This is a genomic window from Streptomyces sp. NPDC001407, assembly GCF_042895325.1.
GTDB lineage: Bacteria > Actinomycetota > Actinomycetes > Streptomycetales > Streptomycetaceae > Streptomyces.
Genome location: NZ_JBIAWF010000009.1, coordinates 167527 through 189281, shown reverse-complemented (window position 1 = coordinate 189281; position 21755 = coordinate 167527). Strand labels below are relative to the sequence as shown.

4 protein-coding genes are annotated in these 21755 nt (G+C 71.3%); all 4 read right to left on the bottom strand.

Features of this window, described 5'->3' with window-relative positions; translation table 11 throughout:
* Positions 1-69: 69 nt before the first annotated feature.
* Positions 70-17895 carry an SDR family NAD(P)-dependent oxidoreductase gene (locus ACFY1P_RS15490; protein ID WP_390750845.1) on the bottom strand — a complete coding sequence of 5942 codons (17826 nt, stop codon included), beginning with the start codon at positions 17893-17895 and terminating at the stop codon, positions 70-72.
* 330 nt (positions 17896-18225) lie between these two features.
* Positions 18226-19293 carry an arylcarboxylate reductase gene (locus ACFY1P_RS15485; RefSeq protein WP_361524834.1) on the bottom strand — a complete coding sequence of 356 codons (1068 nt, stop codon included), beginning with the start codon at positions 19291-19293 and terminating at the stop codon, positions 18226-18228.
* Between the two features lie 2 nt (positions 19294-19295).
* Entirely contained in the window at positions 19296-20264 is a 969-nt protein-coding gene (locus tag ACFY1P_RS15480) for an ACP S-malonyltransferase (RefSeq protein ID WP_390750844.1), read from the bottom strand.
* 249 nt (positions 20265-20513) lie between these two features.
* Positions 20514-21740 carry a 5-aminolevulinate synthase gene (gene hemA, locus ACFY1P_RS15475; protein WP_390750843.1) on the bottom strand — a complete coding sequence of 409 codons (1227 nt, stop codon included), beginning with the start codon at positions 21738-21740 and terminating at the stop codon, positions 20514-20516.
* Positions 21741-21755 lie beyond the last annotated feature (15 nt).

The window sequence follows — 21755 nt, the reverse complement described above, 5'->3', positions numbered from 1 at the left end:
CGAGCTCGGGAAGCTGGGCGTTCGACGGGGCGTGTGTATTCCGGTGGTGCGGGGCGTTCATCGGGGAGATCAAGCGGATCCGAACTCCTCCGACGTGCCGAACTCCTGGTCGATGAAGGCGAAGAGCTCGTCGGCCTCCGCCGTCTCCAGGTGCTCGGTGACCGCGGTGGGAGCGTCGGCCGCCGGGCCGTCGCCGGCCACGTCCCAGGCGGAGACGGTGGACAGCAGGTCCTTGAGCCGGGCGGTGACCATCTCGCGGGTGGCGGCGTCGGTGTCCGCGCCGGTGTCGCGGAGTACGGCCTCCAGCCTGTCGATCTCGGTGCCGAGTGAGGCTCCCCCGCCCGCCTCCTCCGGCGCGGGCGCGATCTCCTCCCCGATGAGTCCGGCGAGCGCCTCGGGGGTCGGGTAGTCGAAGATCAGGGTGGCCGGGAGGCGCAGCCCGGTGGCCGCGTTGAGCCGGTTGCGCAGCTCCACCGCGGTGAGCGAGTCGAAGCCGAGTTCCAGGAAGCCGCGGTCGGCCACGACGGAGGCCACCGAGCCGTGGCCGAGGACCGTGGCGGCGTGTTCCTGGACCAGCCGCAGCAGTGTCCGCCGCCGCTCCGCCGGGGCGAGCCCCGACAGGCGCATCGGCAGCGACGGCTCCTCGGTCCGCTCGGTTTCCTGGGTCACGGCCCGCCGCGTGACGGCCGGCCGGCGTACGAGGCCGCGCAGCACGGCGGGCAGCGGGGTGACGCCGTCCGCGGCCTGGGCGGCCAGTGCGCCGGTGTCCATCCGTGCGGGCACCACCAGGCCCTCGGCCAGGCCGCCCGCCGCGTCGAGGAGCGCCAGGCCCTCCTCGGAGGAGAAGGGCACCAGGCCGCCACGCGTCATACGGGCCAGGTCCGCCTGGTTGAGGTGGCCTGTCATGCCGGTGCGTTCACCCCACAGGCCCCAGGCGAGGGACACCGCGGGCAGGCCCAGCGCACGCCGGTGCTGCGCCAGGGCGTCCAGGAAGGTGTTGGCCGCCGCGTAGTTGGCCTGGCCCGCGGAGCCGATGACGCCCGCGGTCGAGGAGAAGAGCGCGAACAGCGCGAGATCGGAACGCAGCGTGAGCTCGTGCAGGTTCCACGCCGCGTCCGCCTTCGCGCGCAGCACCGCGTCGACGCGCTCCGGCGTCAGGGACGCGAGGGTCGCGTCGTCCAGGACGCCCGCGGCGTGGACCACGCCCGTCAGGGCGTGGCCGTCGGGCAGTTCGGCCAGCAGCTCCGCCAGCGCGTCGCGGTCGGCGACGTCGCAGGCGGCGACGCGCACCGAGGCGCCCAACGAGGTGAGCTCCGCCTGGAGTTCCGGCATGCCGTCGGCGGCGGGTCCGCGCCGGCTGACCAGCAGCAGGCTGCGCACGCCGTGCTCCACGACGAGGTGCCGCGCGACCAGGCCGCCGAGCACGCCTCCGGCGCCCGTGATCAGTACGGTGCCCCGCGGGTCCAGGGTGGCCGGAACGCTCAGCACCAGCTTGCCCACGTGGCGTGCCTGGCTCATGAACCGGAACGCCTCCGGGGCCCTGCGCACGTCCCACACGCGGGTGGGCGGCAGGCGCAGTTCGCCGCGCGCGAAGAGCGCCAGGATCTCGGCCAGCATCGCGCCGATCCGTTCCGGGCCCGCCTCGCCGAGGTCGAAGGCCCGGTAGGTCACCCCCGGGTGCGCGGCCGTCACGTCGGCGGCGTCGCGGAGGTCCGTCTTGCCCATCTCGACGAAACGCCCGCCCTCGCCGAGGAGCCCCAGCGAGGCGTCGATGAACTCCCCTGCCAGGGAGTTGAGCACGACGTCCACACCGCGGCCGCCCGAGGCGTCGGCGAAGCGCCGCGCGAACTCCACCGTGCGCGACGACGCGAGGTGCGCGTCGTCCAGGCCCAGCGCCCGCAGCGCGTCCCACTTGGCCGGGCTCGCGGTGGCGAACACCTCGACTCCCCACGCGCGGGCGAGCTGCACCGCCGCCATGCCGACACCACCCGCGGCGGCGTGCACGAGCAGCGATTCGCCGGGCCGCACACGGGCCAGCTCGCGCAGCGCGTAGAGCGCGGTCACGTAGACCACCGGGACCGACGCCGCCTCGGTGAACGACCAGTCGTCCGGTATCCGCGCCAGCGTGCGGTGATCGGTGACGACCAGCGGGCCGAAGCCGCCGGACCAGATGCCCATCACCCGGTCGCCGACGGCGACCGAGGACACCCCGGGGCCGGTGGCCACCACCACGCCCGCGCCCTCGCCGCCCATCAGCGCCTGGTCGGGATACATGCCCAGGGAGATCAGCACGTCGCGGAAGTTCAGTCCGGCGGCGCGTACCGCCACCCGCACCTCGTGCTCGCCGAGTTCACGGGTGGCCTCCGGGGCCGGCAGCAGGGCCAGGCCCTCCAGCGTTCCGGCCTCGGCGGCCTCCAGGCGCCAGGCCGACGCGTCGCGGGCGGGCACCAGCACGCCGTCGGCGGCGCCGCCTGCCAAGCGCGGTACGAGCGTCCGCCCGTCGCGCACGGCCAGCTGCGGTTCCCCGGTGGCCGCGGCCTCGAACAGGGCCTCCAGAGAAGCGTCGGCTCCGTCCACGTCCAGCAGGACGAACCGCTCCGGGTACTCGGCCTGCGCCGACCGGACCAGCCCCCACACGGCGGCCGCGGGAAGGTCCCCCAGCTCCTCGGCCGCCGCGACGCCGACCGCGCCCCGCGTCACCAGCACGAGCCGGGCCTCGCCGAAGCACTCGGCCGCCGGCCACGCCCGTACGACGTCCAGCGCCCGGTGCGTGACCTCCCGCGCCGCCGCGGCGACGTCCTCGGACGGTCCCGAGGCAAGGCTGACGAACACCAGGTCCGGGACGGGAGAGCCGGAGAGCACGTGCTCCTCCAGCGCCGCGAGATCCGTGTACTCCTGCGGGGACCGCTCCGCCGTCTTGAGCGCCCCGAGCAGACCGTACGGGTCGGCTCCGACGACGGCACAACTCCCCTGGGAAGCGGCCATGGTGGCGTCGGGCACGGCGTTCCATGCCACTCGGTACAGCACGTCGCTCATCCCCGCCGGGGACGCGAACTGGTCGTTCGCGACCACCCGCGTCACCAGCGCGTCCGCCGACGCCACCGGCACTCCGGCGGCGTCGGCGACCAGCACCGACATGCCGTCGGCACCGGCCGGAGCCAGCCGCACGCGCAGCGTGGACGCACCGCTCGCGTGCAGGGACACCCCACGCCACACGAACGGCAGCCGGACCTCCTCGGACTCCGGGCCGGTGCCCGTCAGCCAGGCGTGCAGCGCCGTGTCGAGCAGGGCAGGGTGCAGCCCGTACAGGCCCGCCTCGCCGCGCGCCTCCTCGGGGAGCGCCACCTCGGCGAACACCTCGTCGCCGCGCCGCCAGGCGGCGAGCAGCCCACGGAACACCGGGCCGTACGTCAGTCCGGTGGCGGCGAGCCGGTCGTAGAGCCCGCCGATGTCGACCGCCTGCGCGCCCGTCGGCGGCCACACGCCCAGCTCGGCAGCCTCGTCGCCGGCGACTCCGGAGACCAGGACGCCGGAAGCGTGCCGGGTCCACGACGCGTCGGACGCGTCGTCGCGCCGGGCGTACACGCTCAGCTCCCGACGCCCGTCGTCCTGCGTACCGCCCACGAGCAACTGCACGTCGACCGCGCCGTCTTCGGGCAGTACGAGGGGAGCCTCCAGTGTCAGCTCCTCCACCCGGCCGCAACCGACCGCGTCCCCGGCCCGCAGCGCGAGCTCCACGAAGGCCGTACCCGGCAGCAGCGTGACACCGGCCACCGCGTGATCGGCGAGCCAGGGGTGCGTACGCAGCGACAGGCGCCCTGTCAGGAGCACCCCGTCGGAAGCGGGCAGGGTCACTGCCGCACCGAGGAGCGGGTGATCGGCGGCGGACAGACCGGCCGAGGTGACATCACCTGCTGCCGCGGAGGCCGACTCCAGCCAGTAGCGCTGGTGTTGGAAGGCGTACGTGGGGAGGTCCACGCGACGCGCACCCGTGCCGTCGAAGAGCTTGGCCCAATCGACGGACGCCCCGCCGACGAAGGCCTCGGCGACGGAGGTCAGGAAGCGGTCGAGACCGCCCTCGTCGCGGCGGAGGGAACCCACCGTGGTGACGTCGTGGTTCTCGGCGGTCTGCTCGATACCCATGGTCAGGACCGGGTGGGCACTGGACTCCACGAAGAGACGGAATCCGTCGTCCAGGAGCGCCTGGACGGCTTCCTGGAAGCGGACGGTCTGACGCAGGTTGCGATACCAATAAGCAGCGTCGAAACCGCTCGTCTCCAGCACGCCACCGGTCACCGTCGAGTAGAACGGCACGGACGCCGGGCGGGGAGTGATTCCGGCGAGGTCCCGCAGGAGCGCGTCCTCGATCTCCTCCACATGCGCGCAGTGCGAGGCGTAATCCACCGCGATCCGACGAGCACGAATGCCGTCCGCCTCACAACCGGCGAGGAGCTCATCGAGGGCGTCGTTGTCACCGGAAACCACGACCGTGGCCGGGCCATTGACCGCCGCCACCGCGAGTCGGCCGTCCAGCCGCGCCTCAACGGCCTTCACATCCAGCGAGACCGAGACCATCCCGCCACGGCCGGACAGGACCCGAAGAGCCTTGCTCCGCAGCGCCACCACCTTCGCCGCGTCCTCCAAAGACAGCGCACCGGCCACGCACGCGGCCGCGATCTCACCCTGCGAGTGACCGATCACAGCGGCAGGCTCCACACCGGCCCAACGCCACACCTCTGCCAGGGAAACCATCACGGCCCACAGCACCGGCTGAACAACGTCCACCTGCTCAAGCCAGCCAGCGTCGTCACTCCGCAGCAGATCGGTCAACGACCAATCCACATACGGCGCCAACGCAGCGCCACACTCCGCGATCCGCTCCGCGAACACCGGCGAGGACTCCAGCAGACCGGCAGCCATACCGACCCACTGCGAACCCTGCCCCGGGAACACGAACACCGCCTGCCCGCGCGAGCCCGCGACGCCTCGCACCACGCCGGGCACCTCGCGACCCTCCGCCAGAGCGCTCAGACCGTCCCGATGCCCCGCCAGCACCACGGCCCGGTGCTCGAACACACCCCGGCCGGCCGCCAGCGAGAACCCCACGTCCACAGGCGACAGCTCACCCACATGCGCAAGCAGCCGCTCCGCCTGCGCGGCCAGCGCGCTCTCCGAACGGGCCGAGACCACCCACGGCACCACCGCCGGCGACTTCGCGTTCCGGTCGTCGCCGTCGGCCGTGGCGTCCTGCGGTGCCTGTTCCAGCACGGCGTGGGCGTTCGTGCCACTCATGCCGAACGAGGAGACGCCCGCGCGTCGCGGCCGGCCCGTCTCCGGCCAGGGCGCGTCGTCGGCCAGGAGCCGCACCGTGCCCTCGGACCAGTCGACGTGGGGAGAGGGCTCGTCCAGGTGCAGCGTCCGAGGCAGCACTCCGTGCTGCATGCCGAGCACCATCTTGATCACACCGGCCACACCGGCGGCCGCCTGCGTGTGACCGATGTTCGACTTGATCGAGCCCAGCAGCAGCGGCTGGCCCTCCGGCCGGTCCTGGCCGTACGTCGCGAACAGCGCCTGTGCCTCGATCGGGTCACCGAGCTTGGTGCCCGTGCCGTGCGCCTCGACCGCGTCGACCTCGGCGGCCGACAGCCGGGCATTCGCCAGCGCGGCACGGATGACGCGCTGCTGCGAGGGACCGTTCGGCGCCGTCAGACCGTTGCTCGCACCGTCCTGGTTGATCGCGGTGCCACGGACGACGGCCAGCACCTGGTGGCCGTTGCGGCGGGCGTCCGAGAGGCGCTCCAGCAGCAGGACGCCGACGCCCTCCGCCGGGCCGAAGCCGTCGGCGGACGCGGCGAACGGCTTGCAGCGGCCGTCGGGGGCCAGGCCGCGCTGACGGCTGAAGCCGACGAAGGTCCACGGCGTGGACATGATCGCGGAGCCGCCGGCGAGGGCCAGCGAGCACTCGCCCTGCCGCAGCGACTGCACGGCCAGGTGCAGGGCCACCAGCGAGGACGAGCAGGCCGTGTCCACGGCCACGGCCGGACCCTCGAAGCCGAAGACGTACGCGAGGCGCCCGGAAGTGACGCTGAGGGCGTTCCCCGTCACCAGATAGCCCTCGACACCGCTCGACGGGTCGTGCGGGCCGGTGCCGTATCCGTGGGAGCCCGCGCCCATGAAGACGCCGGTCTCGCTCCCCCGCAGGGACGCCGGATCGATGCCCGCGCGCTCGAACGCCTCCCAGCCGGTCTCCAGGAGCAGCCGCTGCTGCGGGTCCATCGCCGTCGCCTCGCGCGGCGAGATCCCGAAGAACGCCGGATCGAAACCGCTCACGTCGTCGACGAAGCCGCCGTGACGGGTGTACGTCGTGCCCGGGTTGTCGGGGTCCGCGTCGTAAAGCCGGTCGAGGTCCCAACCACGGTCCCGGGGCAGCCCGGAGATCGCGTCACGGCCCTCGGTCAGCAGCTCCCACAGGTCCTCGGGCGACCGCACGCCGCCGGGCAGGCGGCAGCTCATCGCCACGATGGCGATGGGCTCCTGGTCCGTCGCCGCCCGGACCGCGGGCGGGGCCGCCTCGGTGGTGTCGTCCTGGAGGCCGAGCAGCTCGGCGTGCAGGTGATCCGCGAGGGCGACCGGGGTCGGGTGGTCGAAGACCAAGGTGGCCGACAGCCGGTGACCGGTCGCGGTGTTGAGCCGGTTGCGCAGCTCCACGGCGGTGAGCGAGTCGAAGCCGAGCTCCTTGAAGGGGAGTTCGGGCGCGACCGCGTCCGGTGTGGCCTCGCCGAGCACGGCGGCCGCCTGCTCCTGGACCAGCCGCAGCAGCGTGCGCTGCCGCTCCGCCTCGCTCGCCTTCAGCAGGCTCCGCCGCAGGGAGTTCTCTTCCGCGTCCGGTGCGGCCTGGGCCAGCGCACGCCGCGCCACGGTCGTACGCCCCGGTCCGTCGGCCGTACGGGCCCCGGTGGCGGAGTCGGCCGCTGCCGCCAACTGCTCCGGCGACACCGGGCGGGCCACCAGCGCGTCCGCCCGTGCGACCAGCGCACCCGCCGCATCGGCGATCAGTACGGACAGACCGTCGGCCCCCGTCGGCGCGAGCCGCACGCGCACTGTCGAGGCACCCGTCGCGTACAGGGACACACCGCGCCACACGAACGGCAGCCGTATGCCGTCGGCGAGACCACCGCCGAGGGGGCCCAGCCCCGCCTGCGCCGCGGTGTCGAGCAGGGCGGGGTGGATCCCGTACCGGCCCACCTCCGCGCGCGCCTCCTCGGGCAGCGCGACCTCGGCGAAGACCTCGTCGCCGCGCCGCCAGGCGGCGCGCAGCCCGCGGAAGACCGGGCCGTACGTGACACCGGAGTCCGCCAGACGCTCGTAGAACCCCGCCAGGTCGACGGCCCGCGCACCCGCAGGCGGCCACGCGCTCAGCTCCGCCGCACCGGCCGCCGCGCTCCCGTCGGCCGCGGAGACCAGCACACCGGAGGCATGCCGGATCCAGGGCCGGTCCGCGCTGTCCTCAAGGCGGGCGTGCACGTCGAGCGAACGCGCGCCGCTTCCGTCAGGGCCGCTCACCGTCAACTGCACCTGGACCGAGCTCTGTTCCGGCAGCAGCAACGGCGCTTCCAGCGTGAGCTCCTCGACACGGTCGCAGCCGACCACGTCCCCCGCTCGCAGCGCCAACTCCACGAAGGCGGAGGCAGGAAGCATCGCCTGGTCCAGCACCGCGTGCTCACCCAGCCACGCGTGCGCACGCAGCGACAGCCGCCCTGTGAGCAGCGCCCCGCCCGAGGCGGGCAGAGTGACCGCGGCGCCCAGGAGCGGGTGGTCGGCGGCGGACAGACCGGCCGACGTGACATCGCCCTGGCGGGCTGCGGACGGCTCGATCCAGTAGCGCTGGTGCTGGAAGGCGTACGTGGGGAGGTCCACGCGCCGCGCACCCGTGCCGTCGAAGAGCATGGCCCAATCGACGGAAGCCCCGCCTACGAAGGCCTCGGCGACGGAGGTCAGGAAGCGGTCGAGGCCGCCCTCGTCGCGGCGGAGGGAACCCACCGTGGTGACGTCGTGGTTCTCGGCGGTCTGCTCGACGCCCATGGTCAGGACCGGGTGGGCACTGGACTCCACGAAGAGACGGAATCCGTCGTCCAGGAGTGCCTGGACGGCTTCCTGGAAGCGGACGGTCTGACGCAGATTGCGATACCAGTAGGCAGCGTCGAGCGTGCCCGTATCCAGCACGCCACCGGTCACCGTCGAATAGAACGGCACCGACGCCGGACGCGGGGATATACCCGCGAGGTCACGCAGCAGCGCGCTCTCTATTTCCTCCACGTGTGCGCAGTGCGAGGCGTAATCCACCGCGATCCGACGCGCGCGAATGCCGTCCGACTCACAGCCGGCGAGGAGCTCATCGAGGGCGTCGTTGTCACCGGAAACCACCACCGTGGCCGGGCCATTGACCGCTGCGACGGCAAGTCGGCTGTTCAGCCGCTCCTCAACTGCCTCCTCGTTCAGGGAGACCGAGACCATCCCGCCACGACCGGACAGAGCACGCAGAGCCTTGCTGCGGAGTGCCACCACCTTCGCGGCGTCCTCCAGAGAGAGCGCACCCGCAACGCACGCGGCCGCGATCTCACCCTGCGAGTGACCAATGACAGCGGCCGGCTCCACACCCGTCGAACGCCACATCTCCGCCAGGGAGACCATCACCGCCCACAGCACCGGCTGCACGACGTCCACCTGCTCCAGCCAGGCATCGTTCTCCGCGTCGCGCAGGATCCCGGTCAACGACCAGTCCACGTAAGGCGCCAGCGCAGCTCCGCACTCCGCGATCCGCTCCGCGAACACCGGCGAGGACCCCAGCAGACCGGCAGCCATACCGACCCACTGCGAACCCTGCCCCGGGAACACGAACGCCACACGGTCATCCCCACCGGCAGCACGACCCCGCACCACACCCGGAACCTCACGCCCCTCCGCCAGAGCGCTCAAACCATCGCGGTGATCTCCCAGCACCACAGCCCGGTGCTCGAACACACCCCGGCCAGCTGCCAGCGAGAAACCCACATCCAGCGACGACAGCTCACCCGCATGCGCCAACAGCCGCTCCGCCTGCGCCCGCAACGCAGCCTCGGACTTGCCCGAGACCACCCACGGCACCACCACCGGCGGCTCGACCGACGCCGACTCCTCCTCCGCAACCGCCACAGGCGCCTGCTCAAGGATCACGTGCGCGTTCGTACCGCTGACACCGAAGGACGACACGCCCGCCCGGCGAGGCCGACCGGTTTCCGGCCATGCGATCGCGTCCGTCAGCAGCTCGACGGCGCCGACTGTCCAGTCGACGTGCGGCGACGGCTCGTCGACATGCAGCGTGCGCGGGAGGGTGCCCTGGCGCATCGCCAGGACCATCTTCATGATGCCCGCGACGCCGGCGGCGGCCTGGGTGTGCCCGATGTTCGACTTGATCGAGCCCAGCCACAGCGGCTGGTCCTCAGAGCGCTCCTGGCCGTACGTGGCAAGCAGCGCCTGCGCCTCGATCGGGTCACCCAGCTTCGTGCCCGTACCGTGCGCCTCCACAACATCCACCTCGGCAGCGGAAAGCCGGGCGTTCGCCAGCGCGGCACGGATGACGCGCTGCTGCGACGGACCGTTCGGCGCCGTCAGACCGTTGCTCGCACCGTCCTGATTGACCGCCGAGCCACGCACGACCGCCAGCACCTGGTGCCCATTGCGCTGCGCGTCGGACAGCCGCTCCAGCAGCAGCAGACCGACGCCCTCGCCCCAGCCCGTGCCGTCCGCCGCCGCCGCGAATGCCTTGCAGCGACCGTCGGAGGCCAGGCCGCGCTGGCGGCTGAACTCCACGAAGAGTTCAGGGGTGGACATCACGGTGACGCCGCCGGCCAGCGCGAGCGTGCACTCGCCCTGCCGCAGGGCCTGCGCCGCCAGGTGCAGGGCCACCAGCGAAGAGGAGCACGCGGTGTCGACGGTCACCGCCGGGCCCTCCAGCCCGAAGGTGTACGAGATGCGGCCGGAGACGACGCTGGCGGCGCTGCTGGTCACCAGGTGGCCCTCGACGTTCTCGGGGGACGCCTCGCGCAGACTCGTCGCGTAGTCCTGCCCGTTGCTGCCGATGAACACACCGGTGGGGCTGCCGTGCAGCGCGGCAGGGTCGATCCCGGCCCGCTCGAACGCCTCCCACGACGTCTCCAGCAGCAGCCGCTGCTGCGGATCCATCGCCAGCGCCTCACGCGGCGAGATCCCGAAGAACTTCGGGTCGAAGTCACCGGCCTTCGCGAGGAAGCCGCCCTCCCGGACGTAGCTCTTGCCGTGCTCGTCCGGGTCCGGGGCGAAGAGCGTGTCGAGAGCCCAGCCACGGTCCGCGGGGAAGTCGGTCAGCACCTCCCGCCCGTCGGCCAGCAGATCCCACAGCTCTTCCGGAGTCCGGATGTCGCTGGGGAAGCGGCAGCTCATGGCCACGATGGCGATCGGCTCGTCGTCCGTCGCCGCCACTGCGGGCAGGGCCGATCCCGCGTCGGACCGCAGCCCCAGCGCCTCGTCGCGCAGGAAGCGTGCCAGCTCCCTCGCCGTGGGGTGGTCGAAGAGCAGCGTGCTCGAAAGGGTCAGTCCTGCGGCGGCGTTGATGCGGTTGCGCAGGGTGACGGCCGCCAGCGAGTCGAAGCCGAGCTCCTTGAAGGCCCGGTCGACATCGACGGCGTCCGGTCGGCTGTACCCGAGCACGGCGGCCACGTGGGACCGCACGAATTCCAGGACGGCCCGCTCCTGTTCGGCGGGCGCCAGACCGCTGATCCGGTGACGGAGGGTGGCATCGGCCGAGGTGGTACCGCTGTCGGCGGCCTCGCGCGCAGCCTGCTCGGTCAGCCCCTTCAGCAGGGAGGACGATCGCGCGCCTGCCCTGGCCTGCGCGAGGGTGTCCCAGTCGACTTCGGCTACGAGCAGCGAGGCTGCCGCCGGGTCGTTGACCGCGTTCGCCAACTCGGCGATCGCCGCCTCGGGAGCCATCGCGGGCAGTCCGTGCCGTGCCCAGCGATCGGCAACAGAACGGGCCATGCCGTCGTTGGCCCAGGGACCCCACGCGATCGAGGTCGCCGGGAGACCCTCACTGCGCCGCAGCTCCGCCAGCGCATCCAGATACGCATTCGCCGCCGCGTAGTTGGCCTGACCGGCACCACCGACCGTCGCGGAGAACGACGAGAACAACACGAACGCCGACAGATCCATGTCCTGGGTCAGCTCATGCAGATGACGCGCAGCCTCGGCCTTCGACCGCAGCACATCCTCGAACCGGGCAACGGACTGCCCGTCGAGAACACCGTCGTCCAGCACACCGGCCGTGTGCACCACCGCAGTCAGCGGGGCGTCAGCCGGCACCTGCTCCAACAGGCCGGCCACGGCCGCACGGTCACCCACATCACACGCCACAACCGACACCCGCGCACCGAGATCCGCGAGCTCCGCCCGCAGCTCCTCCACACCCTCAGCAGCCGGACCACGACGCGACACCAACATCAGATGCTCAGCACCCGCACCCGCCAGCCAACGCGCCACATGCCGGCCCAGACCACCCGTACCACCCGTGACCAGCACCGTCCCCGACGCACGCCACGCATCGACACCGGCACTCACCGAAGCACGCACGACCCGGCGACCGAAGATCCCGGCAGACCGGACCGCGACCTCGCCCTCACCGGACCGGAAAACAGCCGCCAGACGCCCCGCCGAACGCTCATCGAGGACCTCGGGAAGATCGACCAGACCACCCCAACGACCAGCAAGCTCCAACGCCGCCACACGACCCAGACCCCACAACTGCGCCTGATCCAGATCCGCCACACGCTCGCTGGAAGTGACAGCAACCGCGCCACGCGTCACACACCACAACGGAGCCGTCACACCGGCATCGCCAAGAGCCTGGACCAGGGTCAGCGTCAACGCAACGCCAGTCGGCACCGAACCGAACTCCGCAACACGGCCGTCGGCCAGCGCCAGCAACGACACCACACCATCGGAACCAGCATGCGCCCGCAACTGCTCAGCCATCACCTCACGGTCAGTACCGGAAACCTCCAGCACCACCGGCCGCGCACCACGACCAGCCAGACCAGCAACACACTGATCGACCCACGCATCACCAGCCAGACCGGCCGGAACAACCACCAGCCAGTCACCCGACAACAACCCGGCCGGCTCCGCGAACGGCGACCACACCGCGTGATATCGCCAACCGCCATCGGAAACACGCGGCTCGTGCTGGACAGGCTGCACCCAGTAGCGCTCGCGCTGGAAGGCGTAGGTCGGCAGCTCGATCTGCCGGGGGCGGGCCGGGGCGAGCATCGCAGCCCAGTCCACGGAGTGGCCCTGGACATAGACCTGAGCCAGAGCCTCCAACAACGACGGCGCTTCGTCGCGACCCTTGCGCAGGGCCGGGGCGAAGAGCAGGTGCGGGGCGGAGTCCTGACCCATGCCGGACAGCACACTGTCCGGGCCCAGCTCCAGGAAGGTTGTTGCCCCCTGGTCCGCCAGGCACTCCACGCCATCGGCGAAACGGACGGTCGCGCGGACATGGCGCACCCAGTAGTCCGGGTCGCACACTTCCTCAGCCGTGGCGAGCGCACCGGTCAGGTTGGAGACGAACGGGATGCGCGGAGCCTCGTACGACAGTTGCTCGGCCGTCTTGCGGAAGTCGGCCAGCATCGGCTCCATCAGCGGCGAGTGGAACGCGTGCGAGACACGCAGCCGCCGCACCCGGCGGTCTTCACCGCGCCACGCCGCTTCCAGCCCCGCCACCGACACCTCGGCACCGGAGACCACCACCGAGGACGGGCCGTTGATGGCAGCGATGTCCACATCCGCGTAGCCCGCGAGAGCCGTACGGACGGATGCTTCGTCCGCCTCCACCGCCAGCATCGCACCACCCGACGGCAGCGCCTGCATCAGCCGGCCACGCGCCGCCACCAACGCACACGCATCCGCAAGCGACCACACCCCGGCCACATACGCGGCCGCGATCTCACCAATCGAATGCCCGGCAACGTAATCCGGCTTCACACCCCACGAAGCAGCCAACCGGTAAAGAGCAACCTCCACAGCGAACAGCGCGCACTGCGTGAACACCGTCGCATCCAGACGGGCTGAGTCATCCCCGAACACGACGTCACGCAACGGCCATTCCAGCAGACCGTCAAAGTGCCCGCAGATCTCGTCGAAGGCCTCGGCAAACACCGGGAAAGCGCCATAGAGCTCCCGGCCCATACCCAGCCGCTGACTGCCCTGACCCGAGAAGATCACCGCCAGCTTCCCCGGGCCCGAAACCCCCCGGACCACACCAGCACCAGGCTCACCCGACACCACCGCGCCCAGCCCGGCCTCGAAGCCCGCCCGGTCCGCAGCAACCACCACCGCACGGTGCTCGAACACCGACCGCGCCGCCACCAACGAGTACGCCACATCGGCAGCCGCAACGTCCTCGTCCCGCGCCACCGGCAGCAGACGCTCCGCCTGCCCCCGCAGCGCCGCCTCGGACTTCGCCGACACCACCCACGGCAGCACAGGCAACGACTCACCCGCAGCAGCCGGAACCTCCGGCGCCTCCGGCGCCTGCTCCACGATCACATGCGCGTTCGTGCCACTGATGCCGAACGACGACACACCCGCCCGCCGCACCCGACCGCTCTCCGGCCACGGCATGGCTTCGGCCAGCAGCTCCACCGCGCCCGCCGACCAGTCGACATGCGAGGACGGCTCGTCGGCATGCAGCGACTGCGGCAGCACTCCGTGCCGCATCGCCAGCACCATCTTCATGATCCCGGCAACACCGGCAGCCGCCTGCGTGTGACCGATGTTGGACTTCACCGACCCCAGCCACAACGGCTCGTCCGCCGCCCGACCCTGGCCGTAGGTCTCCAACAGAGCCTGCGCCTCGATCGGGTCACCCAAGGTCGTGCCCGTACCGTGTGCCTCGACCGCGTCCACCTCGGCAGCCGACAGCCCGGCGCTCGCCAGCGCCGCACGGATGACCCGCTGCTGCGACGGACCGTTCGGCGCCGTCAGACCGTTGCTCGCACCGTCCTGATTGACCGCCGAGCCACGCACCACGGCCAGCACGCGATGACCGTTGCGCCGCGCGTCCGACAGCCGCTCCAGCAGCAGCACGCCGGCGCCCTCGGACCAGCCCGTCCCGTCGGCGTCCGCGGAGAACGGCTTGCAGCGGCCGTCCGGTGCGACGCCCTGCTGGCGGCTGAACTCCACGAACAGCCCCGGGGTCGCCATCACGGTCACACCGGCCGCGAGAGCCAGCGAGCACTCCCCCTGCCGCAGCGACTGCGCCGCCAGGTGCAAGGCCACCAAGGACGACGAGCACGCCGTGTCCACGGTCACCGCGGGACCCTCGAACCCAAAGGCGTACGAGATGCGGCCCGAGGCGGCGCTGACGCTGTTGCCGGTGAGGAGGTAGCCCTGAAGCCCGTCCGAGGCGTCGTGCATCCGGGGCCCGTAGTCCTGGGACATCGCGCCGACGAAGACACCCGTCTCGCTCTTCGACCGGCCGTCCGGGGCGATGCCGGCCCGCTCGAACGCCTCCCACGCGGTCTCCAGCAGCAGCCGCTGCTGCGGGTCCATCGCCAGCGCCTCACGCGGCGAGATCCCGAAGAACTCCGCGTCGAAGTCACCGGCGTCGTAGAGGAATCCGCCCTCACGGGTGTACGTCGTCCCCGGCTTTCCGCGCTCCGGCGAGTAGACGCCGGCCAGGTCCCAGCCACGGTCCGCCGGGAATCCACCGATCGCGTCCCCACCGGAAGCGACCAGGTCCCAGAGTTCCTCGGGCGACCCGATCCCGCCCGGGAACCGGCAGCTCATGCCCACGATCGCGATCGGGTCGTCATCGGCCGCCGCGGTCGGCACGGGGGTGGCCGCCACCTGCTCGACGCCGAGGAGGGAGGCACTCAGGTGGCGTGCGAGGACAGCAGGGGTGGGGTAGTCGAACAGCAGGGTCGTCGGCAGCCGCAATCCCGTGATGGTGTTCAGGCGATTGCGGAACTCGACGGCGCCCAGCGAATCGAAGCCGAGCTCCTTGAACGTCTGCCCGGCGTCGACGGCCTCCGGCGCGTCGTAACCCAGCGTCGTGGCCACCTGGTTACGCACCAGGTCCAGGAGCGTTTCTTCCTGCTCGCTCTCGCCCAGCTCCCCCAGACGCGCGCGGAGCTCGGAAGCGGCGTCCGTAGCCGGTGCACTGGCCTGCGCCTCGGCCGAGGTGTCCAGCCAGTGACGGCTGCGCTGGAAGGCGTACGTGGGGAGGTCCACGCGACGCGCACCCGTGCCGTCGAAGAACTTGGCCCAGCCGACGGAAGCCCCGCCTACGAAGGCCTCGGCGACGGAGGTCAGGAAGCGGTCGAGACCGCCCTCGTCGCGGCGCAGGGAGCCGACGGCGGTGATGCTGTGGTTCTCGGCGGTCTGCTCGATGCCCACGGTCAGGACCGGGTGAGCGCTCGACTCCACGAACAGGCGGAAGCCGTCGTCCAGGAGGGCCTGGACGGCTTCCTGGAAGCGGACGGTCTGGCGCAGGTTGCGATACCAATACCCGGCGTCCAGGCCGCTCGTGTCCAGCACCGACCCCGTCACCGTCGAATAGAACGGCACGGACGCCGGACGCGGGGAAATACCGGCGAGGTCCCGCAGGAGCGCGCTCTCGATCTCCTCCACGTGCGCGCAGTGCGAGGCGTAGTCCACCGCGATCCGACGCGCGCGAATGCCATCGGCCTCGCAGTTGGCGAGGAGTTCGTCGAGGGCGTCGTTGTCACCGGAAACGACCACCGTGGCGGGGCCATTGACGGCTGCAACCGCCAGACGCCCGTCCAGCCGCTCCTCAACGGCCTTCACATCCAGCGAGACCGAGACCATCCCGCCACGGCCCGAAAGGACCCGAAGAGCCTTACTCCGCAGCGCTACCACCTTCGCGGCGTCCTCCAGAGAGAGCGCACCCGCAACGCACGCGGCCGCGATCTCACCCTGCGAATGCCCGATGACAGCGGCCGGCTCCACACCCGTCGAACGCCACACCTCGGCCAGGGAAACCATCACGGCCCACAGCACCGGCTGAACGACGTCCACCTGCTCAAGCCAGGCGGCGTTCTGGGAATCACGCAGCAGATCGGTCAACGACCAGTCCACATACGGCGCCAACGCCGCCCCGCACTCCGCGATCCGCTCCGCGAACACCGGCGAAGACTCCAGCAGACCGGCAGCCATACCGACCCACTGCGAACCCTGCCCCGGGAACACGAACGCCACACGGTCATCCCCACCGGCAGCACGCCCCCGCACCACGCCCGGGACCTCGCGCCCATCGACCAGAGCGCTCAAACCATCCCGGTGATCTCCCAGCACCACAGCCCGGTGCTCGAACACACCCCGCCCGGCCGCCAACGAGAAACCCACATCCACAGGCGACAGCTCACCCACATGCGCAAGCAACCGCTCCGCCTGCCCCCGCAACGCGGCCTCGGACTTACCCGACACCACCCACGGCACCACCACCGGCGGCTCGACCGACGCCGACTCCTCCTCCGCAATCGCCACAGGCGCCTCGGTGAGGACGACGTGACAGTTCGTACCGCCCACTCCGAAGGAGCTGACGCCGGCGGTGCGTGGTGCGTCGGTGTCCGGGTCGGGGGTCCAGGGGCTGATGTCGGTCTGGACGCGCAGGTTCAGTTCGTCCAGGGGGATGTCCGGGTTCGGCGTGCGGAAGTTGAGGCTGGGGAAGAGTTCGCCGTGCCTGAGGCCGAGGGCCGCCTTGATGAGGCCCACGATGCCCGCGGCGCCTTCCAGGTGGCCGACGTTGGTCTTGGCGGAGCCGACCAGGAGCGGTGTGCCGCTGTCCCGGCGGGCCGTGCCCAGGACGGCGCCGAGGGCCGCGGCCTCGATCGGGTCGCCGACCTTCGTGCCGGTGCCGTGGAGTTCGACGTACTGGACCCGGGAGGGATCCACCCCGGCCTGCTCGTAGGCGCGCCGGAGCACGTCCTCCTGGGCGGCCTGCCGGGGAGTGGTGAGGTGGGTGCCGCCGCCGTCGTTGTTGACGGCGCTGCCGCGGATGACGCAGTGGACGGTGTCGCCGTCGGCGAGGGCGTCCGCGAGGGGTTTGAGGACGACGGCGCCGCCGCCCTCGCCGCGTACGTATCCGTTGGCGCGGGCGTCGAAGGTGTAGCTGACGCCGTCGGGTGACAGGCCGCCGAACCTGGCGACGCCGACGCTGCTCTCGGGAGCGAGGATGAGGTTGACTCCCCCGGCGACGGCGACCGTGCTCTCGCCGCGGCGCAGGCTCTCGCAGGCCAGGTGGACGGCGACGAGGGAGGACGCCTGGCCCGCGTCGAGGGTCAGGCTGGGGCCGCGCAGGCCGAGGTGGTAGGAGACGCGGTTGGCGATGATGCTGCGGTGCAGTCCGGTGAAGCTGTGCCGGTCGATGGCGTCGATGCCGCGTCGCCTCTGGAGGGTGGCGTAGTCGTCCGCGATGACGCCGATGTACACACCGGTGGAGCTGTCGCGGAGGCGGTCGGGGACGATGCCCGCGTCCTCCAGGGCCTCCCAGGCCAGTTCGAGTACGAGTCGTTGCTGCGGGTCCATCGCGGCGGCTTCGCGGGGCGAGACGCCGAAGAAGGCCGCGTCGAAGTGGTCCACCTGGCGCTGGTCCAGGAAGCCGCCGCGCCGGGGGGCGTGCCCGTCGAGGAGGTCGTCCGCGTTCCACCGTTCCGCGGGGACCTCAGTGATCGCGTCGGCGCCGTTGCGGAGCATGTCGCGGAAGGCGGCCGGGTCGGGTGCCCCGGGGAGGCGGCACGAGAGTCCGACCACTGCGATCGGAGTGTCCGCCATGTTCGGGCGGGCGGCCTCGGAACCCTTCATGTGCGTGACTCCCTGGGGACCAGAACGTGGGACGCCGAGCGCGACGGAACAGCGCTCCCGGCTTCATGGGTGTGACAGTGATTGCTTTGTCGGTGTGGGGGCGCTCGCGGTGCCCGGCGGTGCCGTCGGCACCCGGTGTCATCCGCTGACACGTGCGGCCGGGACACCGGCCCGTCCCGGGCATGCCGGGAGCACCCTGTCGCGCCCGGTGAGGGGCGTGGCGAGGGGTGGTGGGGGTTGTGGGCGACCGGCGGAAGGCGCCGGTCCCGGGCGGGAGGGGCCGCGGCACGGCCGCCTGGAGGCGGGGCGCCGCGGCCCCGCCCGGGCGTGCTAGTAGATGCCCTCGGGGGCCGACCGGACGACCTGGAGCGGCCGGACGTTGGCGACGCCGTCGCAGGGCCAGGCGTCGCCCGTGTCGTACCGCACGGCGAGGTCGCGCTCGAGGATGTTCGGCAGGAAGAGATCGTCGTGGAGGACGGTGAGCCGGACCTGGCCCTGTTCGCCGTATCCGACGACCTTCGACCAGTCGTCCTTGTCGACCACTGCCATGGTCACCTGCGGGTAGTTGGGCAGGTAGGGCATCAGCGCGCCGTCGTTCTCCACGGGGAGGCCGACGGTGTTGCCGAAGGTGTTGGCGTAGGTGACGACGACCAGTCCGCCGCCGAGCGCCTCGTGGAAGGCGCGGCGCATCGCGGGGGTGGCGTGGGTGCCGCTGAGGCGTACGCCCTTGAGTTCCGCGACCAGTTCCGGTCTGGCCTTGATGAGGGCCTGGAGGAGCGCGGGTGTGGTGACGAGGTAGTCGACGGGCTGGCTCTCCAGGACGGCGGCCATCTGGTCGATGAGGTGTGCCGTGTACTCCTGGGCTTCCTTGAGCTTGCCGTTGCGCAGCATGCGCTTGACCCAGCGGGGGTCGAAGTCGATGCCGTAGACGCGGCCGTCGTAGAGGTCCGCCAGGTCGGCGGCGCCGTGGCCGATGAGGTGGGGGCCGGTCGGGGTGGCCTGGAGCCAGACGCGGCCGGGCTCGAAGCCCTCGCGTTCGATGATCCAGCGTCGCCAGGCGGCACGGTGCTCGAGCATGGGCTCGGTGTAGAAGACGCGGCAGGGGCTGCCCGTGGTGCCGCCGGAGTCCCAGATCCGTCCGGACAGCGGGCGGGGCACCGCCTGGGGCACCAGGTCGGTGGGGTCGAGCGTGCGCAGGACGCCGAGCGGCATGGGGCCGAAGGCGGTGAGGTCCGCGTAGCAGGTGATGTCGGCGGGGTCGATGCCGAGTTCGGCGGCGCGCTTGAGCCAGTACGGGGCGCCGGTCTCGGGGTCGAGGTGGTGGCGGACGATGCGGCGCGCCCAGGCATCGATGTCCTGTGCCAGCCATCCGTCGACGAGGGGGGTCACGTCCTTCATGGTCAGCCCACCACCGTTTCGCCGGAGGGGAGTTCGATGCCGAAGTCGTAGACGGCGGTCATCGCCTCGAAGACGTGGTCCGGGGACTCGACGTGCACCACGGGGAAGGAGGCGCTCTGGAAGGTGCCGAAGGCGGCGGGGCCGAGGACCAGGCCGAGCTCGGTGCCGGCGTCCTCGAGGCTGCCGATCATGTCGGCGACGTTCACGGGGTCGGTGGGGTTGCGGCGGAAGAGGTCGCGGATCTCCTCGCCCGTGGTGAGTGCCTTGCGTTCCATGCAGGAGTGGACGGGGACGCGTGGGTCCTTGAAGGTCATGGCGTCCAGCGTGGGTGCGAGGAAGTCGCTGACGTGCTGCTGCAACGGGGAGTGGAAGGCGGCGCCGTGGTCCTCGGAGACGTGCAGGGCGCCGGCGGGCAGGGTCGTGCCGAAGTGGTCGAGGGCGGTGCGGTAGCCGCCGAGGAGGACCATGCGTTCGGTGCCGTTGCCGACCCGTCCGAGATCGGCGGACAGATAGACGTCGGTGACGTCGGCGAGGAGGGCCGCGGTGTCCGTGTCGAACGGAATGCGGAGCATGGCGACGGCTTGCCGGGGGCTGCCGGGCGGGGGTGCGGGAACTTCCCGCAGTCTCATCAGGAGTGTGAAGAGGTCCTGGCGTTCCACCGCACCGGCGAGGGTCGCGGAGACGAGTGCGCCGAAACTGAGGCCGGATACGGCCGTCGGCGTAATTCCGTATTCCTCGGCGAGCACGTCGGCGATTCCGAGAACCGCGGCTGCCTGGCGAATGGCGCCGACTCCTTGCCGGTGTTCCTGCCCCGGCTGTCGCTGCTCGTGGAATATGCGGTCGACGTCGATGCCGGTCCACTCCGCGATGTGCGCGTAGGTCTGCTGCACGCTCGGAAAGAGTTCGTACAGCTCCGCACCGGCTCCCGGCTGATCGTTCATGCCGCCGTCAAGAATGTATGCAAGCGTCATTCAGGCCCCCGTTCCCCGCTCTCTCCTCCGGACAGAGCGATGCTGCAACGCGGCGGGCCCCGTTGAGACTTCCCCGGAGGACCCGCCCGCGCTCCCACCCTACAAACTTTCGAACTTCATGCGAATGTAACCGTGGTCACACTCATTCCCTTGAAACATGGACGACCGTACGGCAGGTAATTGGTCCATACCGGAGTTGACGAATGGCATGGACCTTTCAGCATCAAGTTCCCTCGCACGGCCACCCGTTCACGACTGCGCGGCGAGCGGCACGCGGGCGGCTCCCAGCTCCTCCCAGATCCGGTCCAGGGCGTCGACGAAGCCCTCCACCTCCGCGGCGGTGTGCACGGCCCCGGGCGCGACACGCAGGATCTCCTCGCCGACCCGCACGCTCGGCGCGTTGATCGCCTGCACGTAGATCCCGTAACGGTCCAGCAGCAGCGCGGACATGCGCTTGCACAGGGCCTCGTCCTTCACCAGGACGGACACGATGTGGGTCTGGTCCGAGATAAAGGGAATGTGCCGTTCCGTGAGCAGTTTGTGCATCAACTGCGCGTTGTCCCACAGAAGGGAGCGTTCGTCCTCGGACGACCGCAGATGCCGTACGGCGGCGAGGGCGCCCGCGGCCACGGCGGGCGGCAGCGCGGTGGTGAAGATGAAGGAGCGGGACAACATCCGCACGGCCTCGATCACCTCGGCCGGGCCCGCGATGTAGCCGCCGTTGGTGCCGAAGCCCTTGGCCAGCGTGCCCATGATGACCGTGAACTCGTCGGCGATGCCCTCACGTGCCGCGATGCCGGCGCCTTCCGGGCCGTACATGCCCACCGCGTGCACCTCGTCGAGGAAGGTCATCGCCCCGTAGCGCTTGGCGAGGTCGGCGATCTCGGCGAGCGGCGCGATGTCACCGTTCATGGAGTACACGGACTCCGCGACGATGAGCTTGGGCACGTCCGGGTCGGCGGCCGCGAGCAGTTCTTCCAGGTGGGCGGTGTCGTTGTGCCGGAATATGTGCTTCCGCGCACCGCTGTGGCGCAGCCCGTCGATGATGGAGGCGTGGTTCAGCGCGTCGGAGAAGACGACGCAGCCCTCCAGGCGGCCGGCGATCACCGACAGCGCACCGTCGTTGGCGGTGTAGCCGGAGCTGAAGAGGAGGGCGTCCTCCTTGCCGTGCAGCGCGGCGAGCTCCTTCTCCAGCAGCACGTGGCAGTGGTTGGTGCCGCCGATGTTCCGCGAACCACCGGCGCCCGCGCCGTACTTGTCGACGGCCTCCTTCATGGCGTCGAGGACTGCGGGGTGCTGCCCCATGCCGAGGTAGTCGTTGCTGCACCAGACGCTGATCTTGGCCGCGTCACCGCTGCCGCGTACGCTGGCGGCGGGGAACCGGCCGGCGAGCCGTCCGATCTCCAGGAACTCCCTCTTGCCCCCGTCGGAGCCTTCGGTGAGGCGGGAAAAGAGGTCCAGATATTGGGTCGTCACGTCTACTCGCTTTCG

Coding starts and splice junctions, on each gene's coding strand:
- ACFY1P_RS15490 (WP_390750845.1), bottom strand. CDS start 17,895: ATGAAGGGTTCCGAGGCCGCCCGCCCGAACATGGCGGACACTCCGATC.
- ACFY1P_RS15480 (WP_390750844.1), bottom strand. CDS start 20,264: ATGACGCTTGCATACATTCTTGACGGCGGCATGAACGATCAGCCGGGA.
- ACFY1P_RS15485 (WP_361524834.1), bottom strand. CDS start 19,293: ATGAAGGACGTGACCCCCCTCGTCGACGGATGGCTGGCACAGGACATC.